Source organism: Nocardia tengchongensis (assembly GCF_054781395.1).
In genome coordinates this window covers 1,944,181-1,960,447 of sequence record NZ_BAAGUM010000006.1, presented here as the reverse complement: position 1 = coordinate 1,960,447, position 16,267 = coordinate 1,944,181, and the positions used below count along the sequence as shown (strand labels likewise).

The window sequence follows — 16,267 nt, the reverse complement described above, 5'->3', positions numbered from 1 at the left end:
CGGCCGGTGTCTGCGAACGAGTCCACGGCGGTGAGCGCTTCCGCCGCGAATGTCTCCTTGACCGGCAAGGTCCGGGCGCTGGTGCAGCGCGGCGGGGCATTCCTGGTGGTCGGTGCGATCGGTTTCGTGGTCGACGCGGGCACCTACAACCTGCTGGTCTTCCTCGGCGGGGAGGGGCCGCTGTTCCATGCCCCGCTGGTCGCCAAGATGATCGCGATCGGCGTGGCCACGGTGGTCACCTATTTCGGCAACAAGTGGTGGACCTACTCCGATCACGACGGCGATACCGGGGCCCGGCACATCCTGACCTATGCCGCGCTGAATGTGATGGCCATCGGACTGCAATTGGGCTGCCTGGGCTTCTCCCGCTATGTGCTGGGGCTGGACAGTCCGTTGGCGGACAACGTTTCCGGCACGCTGATCGGCCAGGCTGTCGCCATGGGCTTCCGTTTCTGGGCCTACGGCAAATTCGTCTTCACCAATCCGGCCTCGGGAACGAATAACGCCTGACACTGATATTGTCGGGCCGCCGAGCGTGACAGTGGCACTGTTTGAACGGTGCACGGCTCGCCGTGGGACCACGTCGGGATGAGCCGGTGTCTAAGTATTCAAAGGATGTCGAGGGATTCATGGATGCGTCGGCTGGGCAGGCCGTGACCGAAACCGAGGATCGGAAGGCGACCGGGGAGGCCCCCGCCTCCCTGCGCGCGGAACATGCCGCGCCGGATCGGCTGGTGTTGGCCCGCGGAATCTTCTGCGGCCCCGCCCCCAAGATCAGCGACGACTTGTACGCGGTGGCCAAGGGTAAGGTCACCCGGGAACGGCAGACCCTGCGCCTGGAGAAGGGCGCGTCGGTCAATACCAATACCTATTTCGGCCGCTTCGCCGCGGCCTACTGGCAGCGCTGGACCAAGGTCACCGAGGTCGAGGTGGGCATGACCCTCGAGGTGACCGGCAAGGTGCGGGTGCGGCTGGCCGCCTCCGACATCGCCGGACACCGCCGGGTGGTGGACACCGCCGTGGTCAGGGAGACCGGCCGGGTGACGCTGCTCGCCCCGCTGGACATGTATGTCGACGGCGGCGCGATCTGGCTGGAGATCGAGGCGCTCGGCGGTGAGGCCGTGATCACCGATCTGGAGTGGACGGCGGCCGCGCCCGAGCAGGTGCGCCCGGTGGCGATCGCCATCTGCACCTTCAACCGCGCGCAGGACTGCGCCAATACCGTTGCGGCCCTGGCCTCCGACTCGACGGTGCTGTCGCTCATCGACGCCGTGTACGTGGTCGACCAGGGCACCGACCTGGTGCAGGACCAGGCGCTGTTCACCGAGACCCAGCCGAAGTTCGGCGACAAGCTGCGCTACATCCGGCAGCCGAACCTCGGTGGCGCGGGCGGTTTCACCCGCGGCCTCTACGAGGTGTCCGGCGCCAACGAGCACGCCGACGTCATCCTGATGGACGACGACATCCTGTGCGAGCCGGAAACGGTGCTGCGGCTCAACGCCTTCGCCAACCTGACCGTGGAACCCACCCTGGTGGGCGCGCAGATGCTGTTCCTGTTCAACCCCGACTACCTGAATGTCGGTGCGGAAGAGACGAACCTGGGCAAGCTGCGCCACGGCCAGAAGGTGGCCAAGGCGCTGCGCAACACCTCCATGCTGAAGAAGCACCAGGAGCGCCGCGTGGACGCCGGCTACCAGGCCTGGTGGACCTGTCTGATCCCGGCCGAGGTGGTCAAGAAGATCGGGCTGCCGGTGCCGATCTTCTTCCAGTGGGACGACGTGGAATACGGCCTGCGCGCGCGGGAGAACGGTTTCGTCACCGTCACCCTGCCCAATGCCGCCGTGTGGCACGCCGACTTCTACTGGAAGGACTTCGACGACTGGGCGCGCTACTTCTCCTCGCGCAACTCGCTGATCGTGTCCTCCCTGCACCACGATCTGGACGGCAAGGCGATCACCCGCCAGTTGTTCCGGGAGATCGCGGAATACCTGGTCGGCATGCAGTACGGCCTGGCGCACACCACCCTGCAGGGCATCGAGGACTACCTGAAGGGCCCGGAGACCCTGCGTGACGGCGGTATCGAGGCGCTGGCCAAGGCCCGCGGCTCGCGCTCCGACTACCCGGAGACCGCCAAGCACCCGGCGGCCACCTCCCCGGTCCCCAACGCGCACCTGCACGTTCGCCGTGCGGGCGGCGAGCCCAGCCACCCGCTGCTGGTGCTCTACAAGCGTGCCCTGAACCAGTGGACCGGCCGCGTCATCCCCGGTCCCGTCGCGGTCACCCGCGAGGACGCGCACTGGTGGCACGTCGGCCTGTTCAACCACGTGGTCGTCACCGACGCTTCCCAGTCCGGTGTCCGAGTTCGTGTGCGCGACAAGGAAACCGCCCGGCGCCTGCTGATGCGTACCTACCGCGTGCTGCGGCAGCTCCGCAAGGAACTGCCCGATCTGCAGCGTCGCTGGCGGGGCGCGATGCCGGAACTCACCAGTCGTGAGAACTGGGAACGCCTCTACGGAATCGACAAGACTGCTTGATAGTCGGCTGAGCATGGCCCGGGACCTCGTGTCCCGGGCCATGTTTCATTTTCGTGGCAGGAATTTCGCATGTCCGCCACCTAATCTCGTTGGATCAGCGCGCAGTCAGCAGGGTGCGGGCAGCGTCGGCGAGGTCGGCTTCCAGCCAGTCCGGGAGTTCGGGGGCGTGGGCGTGGCGGCGGAGCGCGGCGTAGGGGAGGTCCACGACGGCGCGGCTGACGGCGTCGACCTCGCGGGGGCCGGCGCTGCCGTAGAGGCCGACCGCGATGCGGTGCAGCTGCGCGATCAGGGGTTCGTTCATCCGGGCCAGGCGATCACGGAACTCGGTGTCGGGCGCGCCGTCGAGCAGATCGCTCGGGCGCAAGTTGAGCAGCAGTTTGGCGTCGTCGATGCAGTCCCGGCCGAAGCCGACCGCGGCGGCGGTCATACCGACCGCCGCTTCGAGTGGATTTTCCGCGCCGCCGGCGGCCAGTACGCGGGATTGGAAGCGGTCCAGGGCTCGGATCCACGCCTCGGTGAGCACGCCGTTGCGGTTGCCGAACCGGTGGTAGAGCGTGCCCACGGGTGCGCCGCTGGCCTCGGCGATGGCCGCGACCCCGGCCGCGCGGGGGCCGTCGCGCAGCACCAGGGTGCGGGCCGCGTCGAGGATCACATCGGTGTCGTGCTTGCGGGGAGGAGCCATGAACTAGTACGTTCCTTCTATATGGAGCGTTTGCCCTATATCGATGAGAATTCCAGGATAGTCACCGCCGATCGCGCGCAGGCATGGGCCGCCGTACTGCGCACGACCTGCAAGAACCCTGACGATCTCACCACGCTGCCCCGCGGATTCGTGCTCGACGAGGCCGACCCGCCGAACCGATTGGTCACCAAAGGACGCCATTGGTTCTCCCGCTACCGGCTGAGCTTCCGGCTGGACGAGGTCGATCCCACCCACACTCGCGTCACCGCCATCACCCATGCGGTCTTTCCCGGCGTGCACGGCCGGATCTATCGCGCACTGGTCATCGGCACCCGCTTGCATCGACTGGTGGTGTGGGACCTGTTGCGCCGCATAGCCGTCGCGGCGGGGAGTCCGGCATGAACCTTCCGGGTCGGCGCTGGGGCGTCACCGATGCCGAGACATCCATGCGATTGCCGTGTGACAGTGCTGATTCCGGACCCGTGGTGGTCTGCGACCGGGCTGTCTCCGTCGCCGCACCCGCGGCTACGGTCTTCGCGTGGCTGTGCCAGTTGCGGGTCGCGCCCTACAGCTACGACCTGCTCGACAACTTCGGCCGCCGCAGCCCGCGCGAACGCGACGATCGGCTGACCGAACTGGCTGTGGGGCAACGCTTCATGAGCCTGTTCGAGCTGACCGGCTTCACTCCCGGTGTGCAGGTCACCCTGCTGGCCAAGGGAGTGGCGGTCACCTACGCCGTGCACCCGGACGGCGAGTCCCGTAGCCGCCTGCACGCGCGCGTTCGATTCCGTGGTCCGGCCTGGCTGTTGGCCCTGCCCGTCTTCGGCGACTTCCTGATGATGCGCAAGCAACTGCTCACGCTGAAGGAATTCGCCGAGCGCGAGGCGCTCGCGCCCGGCTGAGTCGTCGACGGGGACGGAGTGGGTCTCAGAGGAACAGGTCGGTGGTGAGCGGGGCGTCGCCCGGGGTCACCCGGTACTTGTCGAGGTCCGTGATCCCGTGCGCCGCAAGGACATCGTCGTCGATGAAGAAGTTGCCGGTGGTGTCCTTGGCCGGGGAGGTGAGGACCAGGTAGGCGGCGTCGGCGTAGATGTCGGGGGTGCGGGAGGTGGCGATCATCTGTTCGCCGCCGAGCAGGTTCTTGACCGCCGCGGTGGCGATGGTGGTGCGGGGCCACAGCGAGTTCACGCCGATGCCGTACTTGCGCAGCTCCTCGCTCAAACCCAGTGTGGTGAGCGACATTCCGTACTTGGCGATGGTGTAGCCCAGCGCCATGCCCGCCCACTTCGGATCCAGGTTCAGCGGCGGCGACAGCGTGAGGATGTGCGGATTGCGGCCGGCCTGCGCCGACTCCTTCAGGGCCGGGATGCTGAGTTTGGAGAGCAGGAAGCTGCCCCGGCAGTTGATGTCCTGCATGAGGTCGTACTTCTTCATCGGCAGCAGCTCGGTGGGGGAGATGTCGATGGCCGAGGCGTTGTTCACCACCAGGTCGATCCCGCCGAACCGCTCCTGCGTCTGCCGTACCGCGTCCGCGACGGCTTCGTCGTCCCGCACGTCACCGAGGTATTTGAGGACGGTGCCGCCCGCACTCTCCAGCTCCGCCGCCGCGGTGTGAATGGTGCCCGGCAACTTCGGGTGTGGCGCATCGGTTTTCGCGATGAGGGTGATGTTCGCGCCGTCGGCCGCCGCCCGCTTGGCGATCTCCAGTCCGATCCCGCGACTACCACCCGACATGATCATGGTCCGGCCCGCCAGCGGCTTCTGTGCTCCGGTCATGGATCCACTCCTCTTCTGCTGTTGTCGCCCTGAATCCGATCATCCGCGCCTGACTGGGTCAGTGGGGCGGAACTCTCGCATCTCGGGCGGTAGTGCTGGCACTACCTCCACTCGGCTGCCGGCGCGACCGCGATTCGGGTGCTCGGGGCATGGGCTGCACCCGGGCGCGTCCATAGCCTCGAAAGGGCCGGAAAACCCGGCCTGAACAGGAGGAATGTCTTCCATGAGCGCAATGCGGCGGCCACGCGGCCGGGTGCTGCTGGCCGGTGTCGGGGTCCTGGCCGTCCTCGCGGCCCAGGCGTGCGGCACCGACCCCGGGAGCGGCGAATCCGCACGCAAGGAGTTCTATCGCACCGTCACCGAGGCCCTCGACGGCGTGGTTCGTAGCGGCTTCCCGGGCGCGCAGGTGGTGTTCGACGGACCGGACGGTCATCACGTGCTCACCGCGGGCGCGGGTGACCTGAGCACCGGCGCACCCATCCCCGAGGATGCGCGGGTGCGGATCGGCAGCAATACCAAGACCTACGTCGCCACCGTGGTGCTGCAGCTGGTCGGCGAGGGCAAGGTCGAACTGGACGCTCCGATCGAGCGCTATCTGCCGGGCGTGGTGCGAGGCAACGGCAATGACGGCAACCGCGTCACGGTCCGGCAGTTGCTGCAGCACACCAGCGGCCTGCCCGAATATCTGGCGGGCCGAGACCCCGCCGCGCCCGGCTCCGGGCAGCTGACCGCCGATTCCGATCAGCTCCGCCGGTCCCATTACGAACCGGCGGACCTGGTCCGCATCGCCATGGCCATGCCGCCGCAATTCGAACCCGGCGCGCGCTCGGTCTACACGAACACCAACTACATCCTGCTCGGCATGCTGATCCAGCAGGTCACCGGCCGCCCGGCCGCCGCCGAGATCGACAGCCGCATCCTGGCGCCGCTGGGCCTGCGCGACACCTACTTCCCCGACTCGCGCGAGACCGGGATCCGCGGACCGCATCCGCGCGGATATCACGAAATCGACGGTCGCCGAGAGGACTTCACCGACCTGGACCCGTCCTGGGCCGATACCGCGGGCGCGATGATCGCCACCCCCGCCGACCTGAACCGCTTCTTCACCGCCCTGCTCGCCGGGAAACTGCTGCCCGCAGCGCAACTGGCGGAGATGAAGAAGACGGTCCCCTGGGATCGCGGCGAACCCGGCTCCGGCTACGGGCTCGGCCTGATCCGCCACGCGAGCTCGTGCGGCAAGGAGGTGTGGGGCCACGGCGGCAGCATTCCCGGCTTCGGCACCCACACCGGTGTGGCCGCCGACGGCACCGCCGTGGTGGTGACCGTCAATCAGTTGCTGGCCGACCGGGATGCCTCCGAGGTCGTGACCAAGGCCTTCGACTCCGCCTTCTGTTCGTGAGAGGAACCTCCGTGCGTTTTCGCGAGATCGCCCGCACTCGACAAGGTTTGGCCGCACTGGCGGTGACCGGTCTGGCGGCGGGAGCCGCGCTCGTCGCCGCCGCCGTCACCGAGCCGCCGGCCACCGCGGCGTCCCTGGACCGCTACTACCACCAGCGACTCGACTGGAAATCCTGTGACATTCCGGGGCTCGACGGTATGGGCGGGCAGTGCGCCGACGTCACCGTGCCGTTGAATTACGCCGAGCCGCAGGGCCGTACGACCACTGTCGTCATCTCCCGCATACCCGCCACCGACCCGGCGCGAAGGCGCGGTGTCATGCTCTCCAACCCGGGCGGACCCGGCGGCTCGGGCCTGGACTATTTCGTCGACACCAGCAAGGCCATGACACCCGAGGTCCGCGCCCGCTACGACCTCATCGGCATGGATCCCCGCGGCGTCGGGCGGTCCGCGGCGGTGAACTGCCACTGGCCGACCGGCTTCGGACTGCAGTTCGCGGGAGTCGACGCCAAGGGTTTCGCCGAATCCGTGGCCACCCAGTCCGATCTGGCGGCGCGGTGCGCGGCCGCCGAGGGGGAGCGGCTGCCGCACATGACAACTCGCAATACCGCCCGCGACATGGATGTCATCCGCGCCGTGCTCGGTGAGGACCGGATCAGCTACCTGGGCACCTCGTACGGCACCTATCTGGGTGCGGTGTACATGCAGATGTTCCAGGACCGGGCCGACCGCATGGTGCTCGACGGCAGTGTCGACCCCGACCGCTACGGCGTGGTCGGCATGGTGCAGGACATGGGCGCACCCAATGAGGCCGCGCTCGACGCCTGGGCGGCCTGGACCGCCGAACACGACGGTGAATACCACCTCGGCGCGACCGCGGCCGCCGTCCGCGGCCGGGTCCAGCGGCTCATCGCCCGCGCCGCCGCCGAGCCGATCCGGATCGGCGACTTCGCCGTCGACGCGCACTCCCTGCCCCTGGTGCTCTACATCGCCTTCGATTCCCCGCAGAACTACGGCCGTGCCGCACAACAGATCCGGGAGCTCGTCGACGCCGCCGACGGGAAGCGGATCGAGCCGGACGAGAACCTGGCGGGCAGCCTGGCCGTGATACTGCGTGCCCAGCCGCGCGATATGTCGCCCGCGATGGCGGTCCTCTGCGGGGATGTCGGCGCACCCCGTGATCCGGCGTGGTACTGGCACAATCTCGAGGCCGCCCGCGCCACCCAGCCGGTCTTCGGGGCGCTGGCGAACAACATCACGCCGTGTGCGTTCTGGGCCCCGCCGACCGAATCGCCCACGGCCATCGGCAATTCGGTGCCGAACCTGATCATCCAGGCCACCGGCGACACCCGCACCAACTACGGCGGTGCGATCGCCATGCACCGGGTGCTGACCGGATCCCGCATGGTGACGTTGCAGGACGTCGCCGTCCACTCGATCCTGGGCCGCTACCCGAACGCCTGTGTCTACGGCGCCGTGAACACCTATCTGGCCGACGGCATCCTGCCCGCCGCCGACCTCGGCTGCCGCGACGAGTGATCAGGCGTTCAGATAGGCGAGGACGGCCAGCACCCGCCGGTGCCCCACCTCGTCGGCGAACAGCCCCAGCTTGGCGAAGATGCTCCGAATGTGTTTGAGCACGGCGCCTTCGGTGACCACGAGGCGCTCGGCAATGGTGGCATTGTCGAGCCCCTCGGCCATGAGCGCCAACACTTCCCGCTCGCGCGGGGTCAGCGCCGCGAGCGGATCGTCGGTCTTGCGCCGCACCAGCAGTTGCGCGATCACCTCGGGATCCATCGCGGTCCCGCCCTCGGCCACCCGCCGCAGCGAATCCAGGAAGCGATCCACCTTCCCGACCCGTTCCTTGAGCAGATACCCGATTCCGCCCGCCCCGTCGCCGAGCAGTTCAGCGGCGTAGCTGTCCTCGACCCAGGCCGACAGCACCAGCACCGGCAGCCCGGGATGAATCTGCCTGGCGCGCACCGCCGCCCGCAGCCCGTCATCGGTGAAGGTGGGCGGCATCCGCACATCCACCACCACCGCGTCGGGCCGGTCGGCGGTGACGATCCGCAAGAAGTCGTCGGCATTGTCGACCGCCGCGACCACATCGATGCCGGCGGTCTTCAGCAGCAGCGTCAGACCTTCCCGCAGCAGCGCGTCGTCCTCCGCGATCACCACCCGCATGTCGCCACCACCTCGTTCACCGGCTCCTTCACGATCGACACGGCAGCTCCACCCGCACCACGGTGGGCCCGCCGGGCGGGCTGCTCAGCAGCATCCGGCCGTCCAGCGCCTCGGCCCGCCGCCGGATTCCGGCCAGCCCGCCGCCCTCGGTCTCGATCGCCGAGCCGACGCCATCGTCGTGAACCTGCACGGTCAGCAGCTCGGCGGTGCCCCCGAGATCCACTCGAAGCTGTTGGGCCCCGGAGTGTTTGGTCGCGTTGGTCAGCGCTTCCGCGATCACGAAGTACGCGGCGGCCTCCACCGCCGCCGCGTGCCGCGGGCCATCGCCCTCGATATCGAGCGTGCAGGGGATCGGCGAACGGGCAGCCAGGGCCGAGACAGCGCTGGTCAGACCGCGATCCGCGAGCACCGGCGGATAGATGCCGCGCACCACGTCGCGTAGTTCGGTGAGTGCGGCCTCGGCAGTGTCCTGGGCCTGGCGTACGAGCTCGTCCGCCGCGCCTGGATCACGGTGCCGCAGTTGATCCGCCAGTCCCAGTTGCATGATCACCGCGGCGATCCGCGCCTGCGCGCCATCGTGCAGATCCCGTTCGATGCGTCGCAGTTCCGCCCCGTGCGCGTCCAGGGCGGCCGCGCGCGTCGCGGTCAGTTCCGCCACCCGGACCGCCAGCTCGGCCCGCGGGGCCCCGAGCAGCGTCCGCGCCAGCTGCGCCTGCCAGCGGGCCACGACCGGAATCTGGAGCACCAAGGCCGCCAAAGGAATCGCGATGAGGGCGCTGAGCCCGGCCAGCGGCCACGAGTCGACGACGAAACCGAAGCTTTGGACCGTGCCCGGCGGCACGATCTGCCAATACGCCGGTATCGCCAGCTGATTCAACAAGCCCCAGGGCAATCCGATCGCGAACAGCGCCACCACCATGCCGGGCACCCCGTGCACGCACAGCCAGGCGATATCCCGCGCGTTCGCCGGATCCTGGAAGGCACTCGTCAACCGCTGCCGCAGCCCGCCCGTCATCGGCTGATACGCCGCCCTGACCGGCACGCCCAACCGCTTTCCGGCCCGCCGCCGTTCGAAACCGGTCAGTGGCCGGATCAGCCGCAGAAATTCGGGAACCGCCGGAATGCCGACGCCGATCAGACTGGTGGCCGCCACCAGCAGCAAACCGACCGTCGCGAGGATGGCCGCGGCTCCGGTGGCACCACCGATCAGCAGGTAGCCGATGCTGCCCGGCAGTGCCCGCAGCCGATCCGCCGTCCACCGTCGGGCGGTCGGCAGGGTGTCGCCGGAATCGCCATTGCCCGGAGTAGTCACCGCCACGCCGCCGGCCCGGTGATCCGGGCCGTGCTCCGGCATCGGGTCGGCAGTCATGCCACCAACCTACTGGCCGCCGGATGGGCCCGGTCGCGGCGTTCCGCCCCGGCACCGCCCCGGCTGGAGGCGGCGCGCCGCGTGCGGGCCACTCGGCGCGCCGCCTCCGGGTCCGGTCAGCGCTGTTTGCCGCCGCGCTCCTTGTACATCCGGCGCTGGCTCTTGTTGATGTCCTTCCACACCTTCTTGCGCTCGGCCTGCAGCCGGGCGTCGGTGCGGGAGGCCAGCCAGTCGTTCTCCCGGCTCAGCTTGCGGAAGCTGTCCAGCCGTCGCTGCGGCAGCTCACCGGATTCGATGGCCGCCAGCACCGCGCACCCCGGTTCGGTCCGGTGCGCGCAGTCGGCGAACCGGCACAGTCCGGCCAGGGTTTCGACATCGCTGAAGGCGCGGCCGATACCCGTCGCGGCATCCCAGAGCCCGACCGACCGCAGACCGGGCGTATCGATGAGGGTGCCGCCGCCGGGCAGCGGCCGCAGCTCCCGGTGCACGGTGGTGTGCCGACCACGCTTGTCGCCGTCGCGAACCGCCTGGGTGGCGAAGACCTGCGCACCGAGCAGCGCGTTGGCGAGCGTGGACTTGCCCGCACCCGAGGGCCCGATCAGGGCGACCGTCCCGGTCAGCAGGGCGGCCAGCACATCCATGCCGACACCACCGGCGGCGCTGACCGCCAGTACCGTCACGCCGGGTGCGGCGGCCCGGACGTCCTCGATCGGAATATCGTGCGCCAGATCGGCTTTGGTGAGCACCACGATCGGCTGGGCGCCGGATTCCCAGGCCAGCGCGAGCAGCCGCTCGATGCGCCCGAGATCCACGTCCCCGTCACCGGCGGTGCACACCAGCACGGTGTCCACATTCGCGGCCAGCACCTGATGGGCGGATTTGGCGCGGGCATCGGGCTGCCCGGAGACGGCCGCCCGCACGATGGCGGTCCGGCGCGGCAGCAGGGCCCGCACCGTGCGGCCGCGATCGATGGCCACCCAGTCGCCGGTGCACAGTCCGCTGACCTCGGCATCCGAGCGCGGGAGCTGTGCGCGGACCACCGCGGCCGCCAAGCGGCTCTGATAGTCGGCGGTGGGGAGCGGTGCGGCGATATCGCATTCGCTGCGATCCATGCGGATCACCCGGGCGGGAATCAGGTCCGCGCCCAGCAGCGGCAGGTAGTCGGCGGCGAGGGCGGAGTTCCAGCCGTAGGGGGAGAGCAGGTCGAGATCGACCGTAGACATGGGGGAGTCCTTCGACGGGCCGAGCCCGGATCATGGACTCAGCGAGGGGAATTCGAGGTGGAGGCGCGCACCGCGCGCGTGTACGCGGGCACGGCAATCCGCACAGTCGTCGTCACGAAACTCCACCTCCCATCTCTCCTCATGCCGTCACCGAGGCGACCGCTACCGACAAGAACGGGGACAACCTTCTCAGGCTGTCCCCGTCCGCGCAACGTATTTTCCGAGCCCTATGAGGTGGGCTTGTCGAACTGCTCTCGGCGGCCCATCCGCTGCAGGCGTAGCCACTCCATCAGCCCTGCCGGGTCCTTCTGCTGCACCAGGAAGAACCAGCCGAAGCGGGCGACCTCCTGCGGCAACAGCTTTCGCATGCCGGGCTGGGCCATCAGGTAGCCGCGGTTGCGATAGGTGAAGTGCCGCTTGACCGGATCGTCCGGGTACTGGGTGTGCATGCGCCCGCCCAGGATCGGCTTGAACTCCGCCGAGCCGTTCGGGTGCAGGTAGGCGGTCTGCAGGCAGGTGCCGAACGGCAGCCCGGACCGCACCAGCCGCCGGTGCACCTCCACCTCGTCACCGCGCACGAACAGCCGCAGGTCCGGCACACCGATCTTGTCGACCGCGGTCGCGGACACCAGCGCGCCGTTGAACAGCGAGGCGATACCGGGCAGGAAGTCCTCGTCGCCCAGCTCCGAGCGCAGCCGCCGCCACACCACGCCGCGGCGCAGCGGGAAGGCCAGCCGGTCCGGGTCGTCGATATCGGCTACCACCGGCGACACCTCGACCAGCGAGTGCCGTTCGGCGCAGTCGAAGAGAGTGGCGAGCACGTCGGGGCCTTCGGGCCGGCCGTCGTCGTCGGCCAGCCACACCCAGTCCGCGCCCATGCTGAGCGCGTGCAGCATGCCGAGCGCGAACCCGCCCGCGCCGCCGAGGTTGTGCTCCGAACCCAGGTAGGTCGATTCGATCGGCTGCTGCTTGACCAGCTCGCCGACCTCGGCCTCGTTGCCGTTGTCCACCACGATCAGGTGATCGACCGGGCGGGTCTGGCTGCTCAGCACCTTCAGCGACTCGGCCAGCAGTTCCCGGCGTTTGTGCGTGACCACGATGGCGACGATGCGCGCGTCATCGCCATACAGGGGGCTGGACGATTGGTCGGTCATGCGGGATTCCGTTCCGGTTCACGTTCACGTTCACGTTCCAGATCCCGCAGCACCTGCGCCACGTGATCACCGGCCTCCGGGCCTTCGTAGGCGCGCACCACGTCCTCGATGTCGCCCTGCATGCGCACCTGGCCGTGGTCGATCCACATGGCGTGGTCGCACAGCTGGGCCAGGAATTCGTTGGAGTGACTGGCGAACACCAGAATGCCGGAGCGCGAGACCAATTCCTGCAGGCGCACCCGTGCCTTCTTCATGAATTCCGCGTCGACCGCGCCGATGCCCTCGTCGAGCAGCAGGATCTCCGGGTCGATGGAGGTCACCACGCCCATCGCCAGGCGTACCCGCATGCCGGTCGAGTAGGTGCGCAGCGGCATCGCCAAATAGTCGCCCAACTCGGTGAATTCGGCGATCTCGTCGATCTTGGCCAGCATCTGCTTGCGGGTCTGCCCGAGGAACAGGCCGCGAATGATGATGTTGTCGTAGCCGGAGACCTCGGGGTCCATGCCCACGCCGAGGTCGAAGACCGGCGCCACCCGGCCGCGGATCCGCGCGCTGCCGCGGGTCGGTTCGTAGATGCCCGAAAGCAACCGCAGCAGTGTCGATTTGCCCGCGCCGTTGTGGCCGACCAAACCGACGCGATCGCCTTCCTTCAGCGACAGCGAGATATCCCGCAGCGCCTCGACGACCACCACGTCTGATTGATTGCGCCCGATGGCGCCGCCGGCCGAACCCAGTACCGCCTTCTTCAGCGATCGGGATTTGGCGTCGAAGATGGGGAATTCCACCCACGCGTTCTGGGTCTCGATACTCACACGGTCGGTCATTGAGCCTTCACACCCAGTAGGGGACTCGGGAACGGAACTTCTTCATAGCCAGTATCGCGACAATCCAGCCGACAACGGTGATCGCCACCACCACAATCCAGCTGCGCAGGTGGATCGGGTCGCCGAGCAGGGGCGCGCGCACGATCTCGAGATAGTGGAACGTCGGCACCAGCTCGGCCAGCTTGGCCCGATCGCTGGCCGCGCCCGACAGCGCGGAGGTCTTCCACATGACCGGGGTCAGCACGAACAGCATGAGCGTGGTGCTGCCCAGGATCGGAGCCAGGTCCCGGTAGCGGGTGCTGAAGATGCCGAACACGATCGTCACCCAGATGGCGTTGAGGAACAGCAGCACCAGGGCCGGAATCGCGAGCAGCGCCGTCCAGTGCAGGTGCCGCCAGATGCCGAAGACGGGCACCATCACCACATAGATGATCAGGTTGTGCGCGAAGAACAGGAACTGCCGCCACACCAGGCGATACACGTGCACGCTCAGCGCCGACGGCAGCTGTTTGATGAGGCCTTCATTCGCGATGAAGACGTCGGAGCCCTCCAGAATGCTGGCATTGATCACATTCCAGACGATCAAACCCACTGTCACGTAGGGCAGATACGAACTCAGCGGCTGCCCGAACAGTGTGGCGTAGAGCACGCCCATCGCGGCCGCCTGCAAACCGGTGGCGATGGTGATCCAGAACGGTCCGAGCACGGACCGTCGATAACGCTGCTTGATGTCCTGCCAGCCCAGCGCCAGCCATAGTTCACGCTGGGAGAACCCGTCGCGAAAGTCCTTGAACGCGCGACCGAAGGACTGGGAGTCCGACACGAACGGCACCGGTTCATTGTCCGGGCGCACGTCTATCGTCGCCGAGTCGGGGGGAGCAGCAGCAGGCACAGCATCCGACCCTATCTAATGGCATTCGCTTTGCGCGCGGAACCTGCCGCCGACCGCTATGTATCGGCGGCAGGGAGCCGTCAGAGGTACTGGCCGCCGCCGGGGTTCTGCTGGCCGCGGGGGTCGCCGGAGCTCATGCCGGGCGGGAGGGCTTGGCGCATCTGCTCGAGCTGGGCGCGGGCCGCCATCTGCTGGGCGAACAGGGCGGTCTGGATGCCGTGGAACAGGCCCTCCAGCCAGCCGACCAGCTGGGCCTGGGCGATGCGGAGTTCCGCGTCGGAGGGGATGGTCTCGTCGGTGAAGGGCAGGGCCAGCCGCTCGAGTTCCTCGCGCAGTTCGGGCGCGAGGCCGGTCTCCAGCTCGCGAATCGAGGTGCGGTGGATCTCGCGCAGCCGGGTGCGGGAGGCGTCGTCCAGCGGCGCGTGCCGGACTTCCTCGAGCAGTTGCTTGATCATGGTGCCGATGCGCATGACCTTGGCGGGCTGCTCCACCATGTCGGCGAGCGACTCCTCTTTCTCGGAGTCGTCCAGAATGCCCGAATGATCGTCACCGACAACCTGTCCGGTGATCTCCACCGGCTCGCCGCCGATCTGGGCCGCCGCCGGGATGAACAGCGGCTTTCCCTCGGGTCCGATTACGACAATGTGCTCCGGAACCCCATCGGATTGCGTCATGTCTCCCATCCTGCCGAATCCCGGCCGAACCCGCTAAGTGCCACCCCTGTTCGTAACGCTCCGATGACCCGCCGCGAAGTTGGACAAGACCCAGCGGTTCGCGGCCGTCCCGATTCTGGACTGCGGCTTGATAGACCTCCGCCTTGGGGGAGCGAAGCGGAGGAGCGGAGGAGGGAAGAATCGGGACCTAGGGGCCGCGAACCTGCCCCGGAGCGGAGCGGAGGGGCAGTTGAACACCGCGTCCCGTCCAGTTTGTTCGGTAGCTGCAGGTCGTCCGTTTCTGTGAGGTCGCTTCCATCCCTACCGTTACCCAGCCGTGCCCTCTCCCTTTAGAGTGGCCAACATGACTTACGACGTCGCACGGGTGCGGGGCCTCATACCGTCCCTGGGCGACGGCTGGATCCACCTCGACCCCCAAGCGGGCATGCTGGTCCCGGATTCGGTATCCCGGGCCGTCTCAACAGGTTTCCGGACCTCGGCCTTCTCGCACTCCAATCGGCACGGCGCGGCCAAGCGCAGCGCCGCGATCCTGGAGGCCGCGCGGGAGGCCGTCGCCGATCTGGTCGGCGGCGATCCGGCGGGCGTGGTGCTCGGCCCGGATCGCGCGGTCCTGCTGGCCTGGCTGGCCGAATCGCTGAGCTCCCGGCTGGGTCTGGGCACCGGGATCGTGCTGTCGCGCCTGGATGACGAGGCGAATGTCGCGCCGTGGCTGCGCATCGCGAATCGCTATGGGGCGCACGTGCGCTGGGCCGAGGTCGAGATCGAGACCTGCGAGATGCCGGCCTGGCAGTTCGAGGAGCTGATCGGACCCACCGCCCGGCTGGTGGCGCTCACCGCCGCCTCGCCCATCGTGGGCTCCGCGCCCGCGGTCCGGGTGGCCGCGGACCGGGTGCACGAGGTCGGCGGTCTGCTGGTCGCCGACTGCTTCGGCGCCGCGCCCTACGCGCTCATCGACATCGACGAACTCAATGCCGACGTGATCGCTCTGAGCGCACCCGCGTGGGGCGGCCCGCAGATCGGCGCGCTGGTCTTCCGTGATCCCGCGTTCCTGGACCGGATCCCGTCCATGTCGCTGAATCCCTATGCCAAGGGCGCCGAACGGCTCGAGGTGGGCGGGCATCAGTACGCGCTGCTGGCCGGGCTCACCACCTCCATCGACTACCTGGCCGCGCTGGACGAGCGCGCCACCGGCACCCGTCGCGAGCGCCTGGAAATGTCGATCACCTCGCTGCAGGACTATCACGACCAGCTCTTCGAGCACCTGATGGCCGTGCTGGACACCATCCCCAACCTGACCGTCATCGGCCGCGCCTCCACCCGCATCCCGACGGTGAGCTTCACCATCTCGGGCATGCAGGCGGAGAAGGTCTCGGCCAAGCTGGCCGACGCCCGTATCGGCACGCTGAGCGGCTCGCACGGCGGCAGCCGCCTGCTCGACGCCCTGGGCGTCAACGACGAGGGCGGCGCCGTGACCATCGGACTCGCGCCCTACACAACGACTTTCGAGATCGACCAGCTGGGCCGAGCGCTGGCCGCGCTCGACACCTAGCCGATTCC

The 16,267-nt window shown here is 68.5% G+C and carries 16 protein-coding genes; 7 read left to right on the top strand and 9 right to left on the bottom strand.

All coding sequences use genetic code 11. The features are described from left to right. The first annotated feature begins 6 nt into the window (after positions 1–6). Both ACYVKL_RS20150 and ACYVKL_RS20145 read left to right on the top strand, forming a co-directional pair. Positions 7–510 (top strand): GtrA family protein, encoded by a 504-nt coding sequence (locus ACYVKL_RS20150; protein WP_357189818.1) that lies wholly within the window; start codon positions 7–9, stop codon positions 508–510. A gap of 119 nt (positions 511–629) precedes the next feature. Continuing rightward, positions 630–2,534 carry a glycosyltransferase gene (locus ACYVKL_RS20145; RefSeq protein ID WP_379165296.1) on the top strand — a complete coding sequence of 635 codons (1,905 nt, stop codon included), beginning with the start codon at positions 630–632 and terminating at the stop codon, positions 2,532–2,534. A 94-nt stretch (positions 2,535–2,628) separates the two neighbouring features. Here ACYVKL_RS20145 and ACYVKL_RS20140 read toward each other — a convergent pair whose 3' ends face one another. After that, complete coding sequence (locus tag ACYVKL_RS20140) at positions 2,629–3,216, bottom strand: TetR/AcrR family transcriptional regulator (RefSeq protein WP_379165295.1); 588 nt, start codon at positions 3,214–3,216, stop codon at positions 2,629–2,631. Between the two features lie 21 nt (positions 3,217–3,237). Here ACYVKL_RS20140 and ACYVKL_RS20135 point away from each other — a divergent pair, with 21 nt between their 5' ends. Together ACYVKL_RS20135 and ACYVKL_RS20130 are read left to right on the top strand one after the other, a co-directional pair. Continuing rightward, entirely contained in the window at positions 3,238–3,618 is a 381-nt protein-coding gene (locus ACYVKL_RS20135; RefSeq protein WP_379165294.1) for a hypothetical protein, read from the top strand. Continuing rightward, positions 3,615–4,118, top strand: coding sequence for a hypothetical protein (locus tag ACYVKL_RS20130; protein ID WP_379165293.1), 504 nt, complete (start codon positions 3,615–3,617; stop codon positions 4,116–4,118). Before ACYVKL_RS20135 ends, ACYVKL_RS20130 begins: the two co-directional genes overlap by 4 nt. A 25-nt stretch (positions 4,119–4,143) precedes the next feature. Here the strand turns inward: ACYVKL_RS20130 and ACYVKL_RS20125 are convergent, their stop codons facing one another. Continuing rightward, positions 4,144–4,992, bottom strand: a complete 849-nt coding sequence (locus tag ACYVKL_RS20125) for an SDR family oxidoreductase (protein WP_357189828.1) — start codon at positions 4,990–4,992, stop codon at positions 4,144–4,146. A gap of 223 nt (positions 4,993–5,215) precedes the next feature. On the opposite strand from ACYVKL_RS20125, the gene ACYVKL_RS20120 reads away from it, so the two are divergent. Then, positions 5,216–6,391 (top strand): serine hydrolase domain-containing protein, encoded by a 1,176-nt coding sequence (locus ACYVKL_RS20120; protein ID WP_379165292.1) that lies wholly within the window; start codon positions 5,216–5,218, stop codon positions 6,389–6,391. Positions 6,392–6,402: 11 nt separating this feature from the next. Beyond that, complete coding sequence (locus ACYVKL_RS20115) at positions 6,403–7,929, top strand: alpha/beta fold hydrolase (protein ID WP_379165291.1); 1,527 nt, start codon at positions 6,403–6,405, stop codon at positions 7,927–7,929. Here the strand turns inward: ACYVKL_RS20115 and ACYVKL_RS20110 are convergent, their stop codons facing one another. The 7 genes from ACYVKL_RS20110 to ACYVKL_RS20080 all read right to left on the bottom strand — a co-directional run bounded on the left by ACYVKL_RS20110 (position 7,930) and on the right by ACYVKL_RS20080 (position 14,710). Continuing rightward, the gene (locus ACYVKL_RS20110; protein ID WP_213560762.1) at positions 7,930–8,574 is read right to left on the bottom strand and encodes a response regulator; all 645 of its coding nucleotides are present in this window, start codon (positions 8,572–8,574) and stop codon (positions 7,930–7,932) included. 28 nt (positions 8,575–8,602) lie between these two features. Further along, entirely contained in the window at positions 8,603–9,943 is a 1,341-nt protein-coding gene (locus ACYVKL_RS20105; protein ID WP_379165290.1) for a sensor histidine kinase, read from the bottom strand. A gap of 116 nt (positions 9,944–10,059) precedes the next feature. Then, positions 10,060–11,166 (bottom strand): ribosome small subunit-dependent GTPase A, encoded by a 1,107-nt coding sequence (gene rsgA, locus ACYVKL_RS20100; protein WP_379165289.1) that lies wholly within the window; start codon positions 11,164–11,166, stop codon positions 10,060–10,062. A gap of 227 nt (positions 11,167–11,393) precedes the next feature. Next, entirely contained in the window at positions 11,394–12,320 is a 927-nt protein-coding gene (gene glfT1, locus ACYVKL_RS20095) for a galactofuranosyltransferase GlfT1 (protein ID WP_379165288.1), read from the bottom strand. Continuing rightward, on the bottom strand, positions 12,317–13,144 hold the full coding sequence (wzt, locus tag ACYVKL_RS20090; RefSeq protein WP_357189840.1) for a galactan export ABC transporter ATP-binding subunit Wzt/RfbE: 828 nt from the start codon (positions 13,142–13,144) through the stop codon (positions 12,317–12,319). Before wzt ends, glfT1 begins: the two co-directional genes overlap by 4 nt. A 7-nt stretch (positions 13,145–13,151) precedes the next feature. Beyond that, positions 13,152–14,003, bottom strand: coding sequence for a galactan export ABC transporter permease subunit Wzm/RfbD (wzm, locus tag ACYVKL_RS20085; RefSeq protein ID WP_455566202.1), 852 nt, complete (start codon positions 14,001–14,003; stop codon positions 13,152–13,154). A gap of 113 nt (positions 14,004–14,116) precedes the next feature. After that, positions 14,117–14,710, bottom strand: a complete 594-nt coding sequence (locus tag ACYVKL_RS20080) for a bacterial proteasome activator family protein (protein WP_379165286.1) — start codon at positions 14,708–14,710, stop codon at positions 14,117–14,119. A 343-nt stretch (positions 14,711–15,053) separates the two neighbouring features. On the opposite strand from ACYVKL_RS20080, the gene ACYVKL_RS20075 reads away from it, so the two are divergent. Beyond that, positions 15,054–16,259: a cysteine desulfurase-like protein gene (locus ACYVKL_RS20075; protein ID WP_213558816.1), complete on the top strand. Its 1,206-nt coding sequence runs from the start codon at positions 15,054–15,056 to the stop codon at positions 16,257–16,259. The last annotated feature ends 8 nt before the right edge of the window (positions 16,260–16,267 follow it).

Coding starts and splice junctions, on each gene's coding strand:
- ACYVKL_RS20080 (WP_379165286.1), bottom strand. CDS start 14,710: ATGACGCAATCCGATGGGGTTCCGGAGCACATTGTCGTAATCGGACCC.
- rsgA (WP_379165289.1), bottom strand. CDS start 11,166: ATGTCTACGGTCGATCTCGACCTGCTCTCCCCCTACGGCTGGAACTCC.
- ACYVKL_RS20120 (WP_379165292.1), top strand. CDS start 5,216: ATGAGCGCAATGCGGCGGCCACGCGGCCGGGTGCTGCTGGCCGGTGTC.
- ACYVKL_RS20075 (WP_213558816.1), top strand. CDS start 15,054: ATGACTTACGACGTCGCACGGGTGCGGGGCCTCATACCGTCCCTGGGC.
- ACYVKL_RS20110 (WP_213560762.1), bottom strand. CDS start 8,574: ATGCGGGTGGTGATCGCGGAGGACGACGCGCTGCTGCGGGAAGGTCTG.
- ACYVKL_RS20135 (WP_379165294.1), top strand. CDS start 3,238: ATGGAGCGTTTGCCCTATATCGATGAGAATTCCAGGATAGTCACCGCC.
- ACYVKL_RS20130 (WP_379165293.1), top strand. CDS start 3,615: ATGAACCTTCCGGGTCGGCGCTGGGGCGTCACCGATGCCGAGACATCC.
- wzt (WP_357189840.1), bottom strand. CDS start 13,144: ATGACCGACCGTGTGAGTATCGAGACCCAGAACGCGTGGGTGGAATTC.
- ACYVKL_RS20145 (WP_379165296.1), top strand. CDS start 630: ATGGATGCGTCGGCTGGGCAGGCCGTGACCGAAACCGAGGATCGGAAG.
- ACYVKL_RS20125 (WP_357189828.1), bottom strand. CDS start 4,992: ATGACCGGAGCACAGAAGCCGCTGGCGGGCCGGACCATGATCATGTCG.
- glfT1 (WP_379165288.1), bottom strand. CDS start 12,320: ATGACCGACCAATCGTCCAGCCCCCTGTATGGCGATGACGCGCGCATC.
- ACYVKL_RS20105 (WP_379165290.1), bottom strand. CDS start 9,943: ATGACTGCCGACCCGATGCCGGAGCACGGCCCGGATCACCGGGCCGGC.
- ACYVKL_RS20140 (WP_379165295.1), bottom strand. CDS start 3,216: ATGGCTCCTCCCCGCAAGCACGACACCGATGTGATCCTCGACGCGGCC.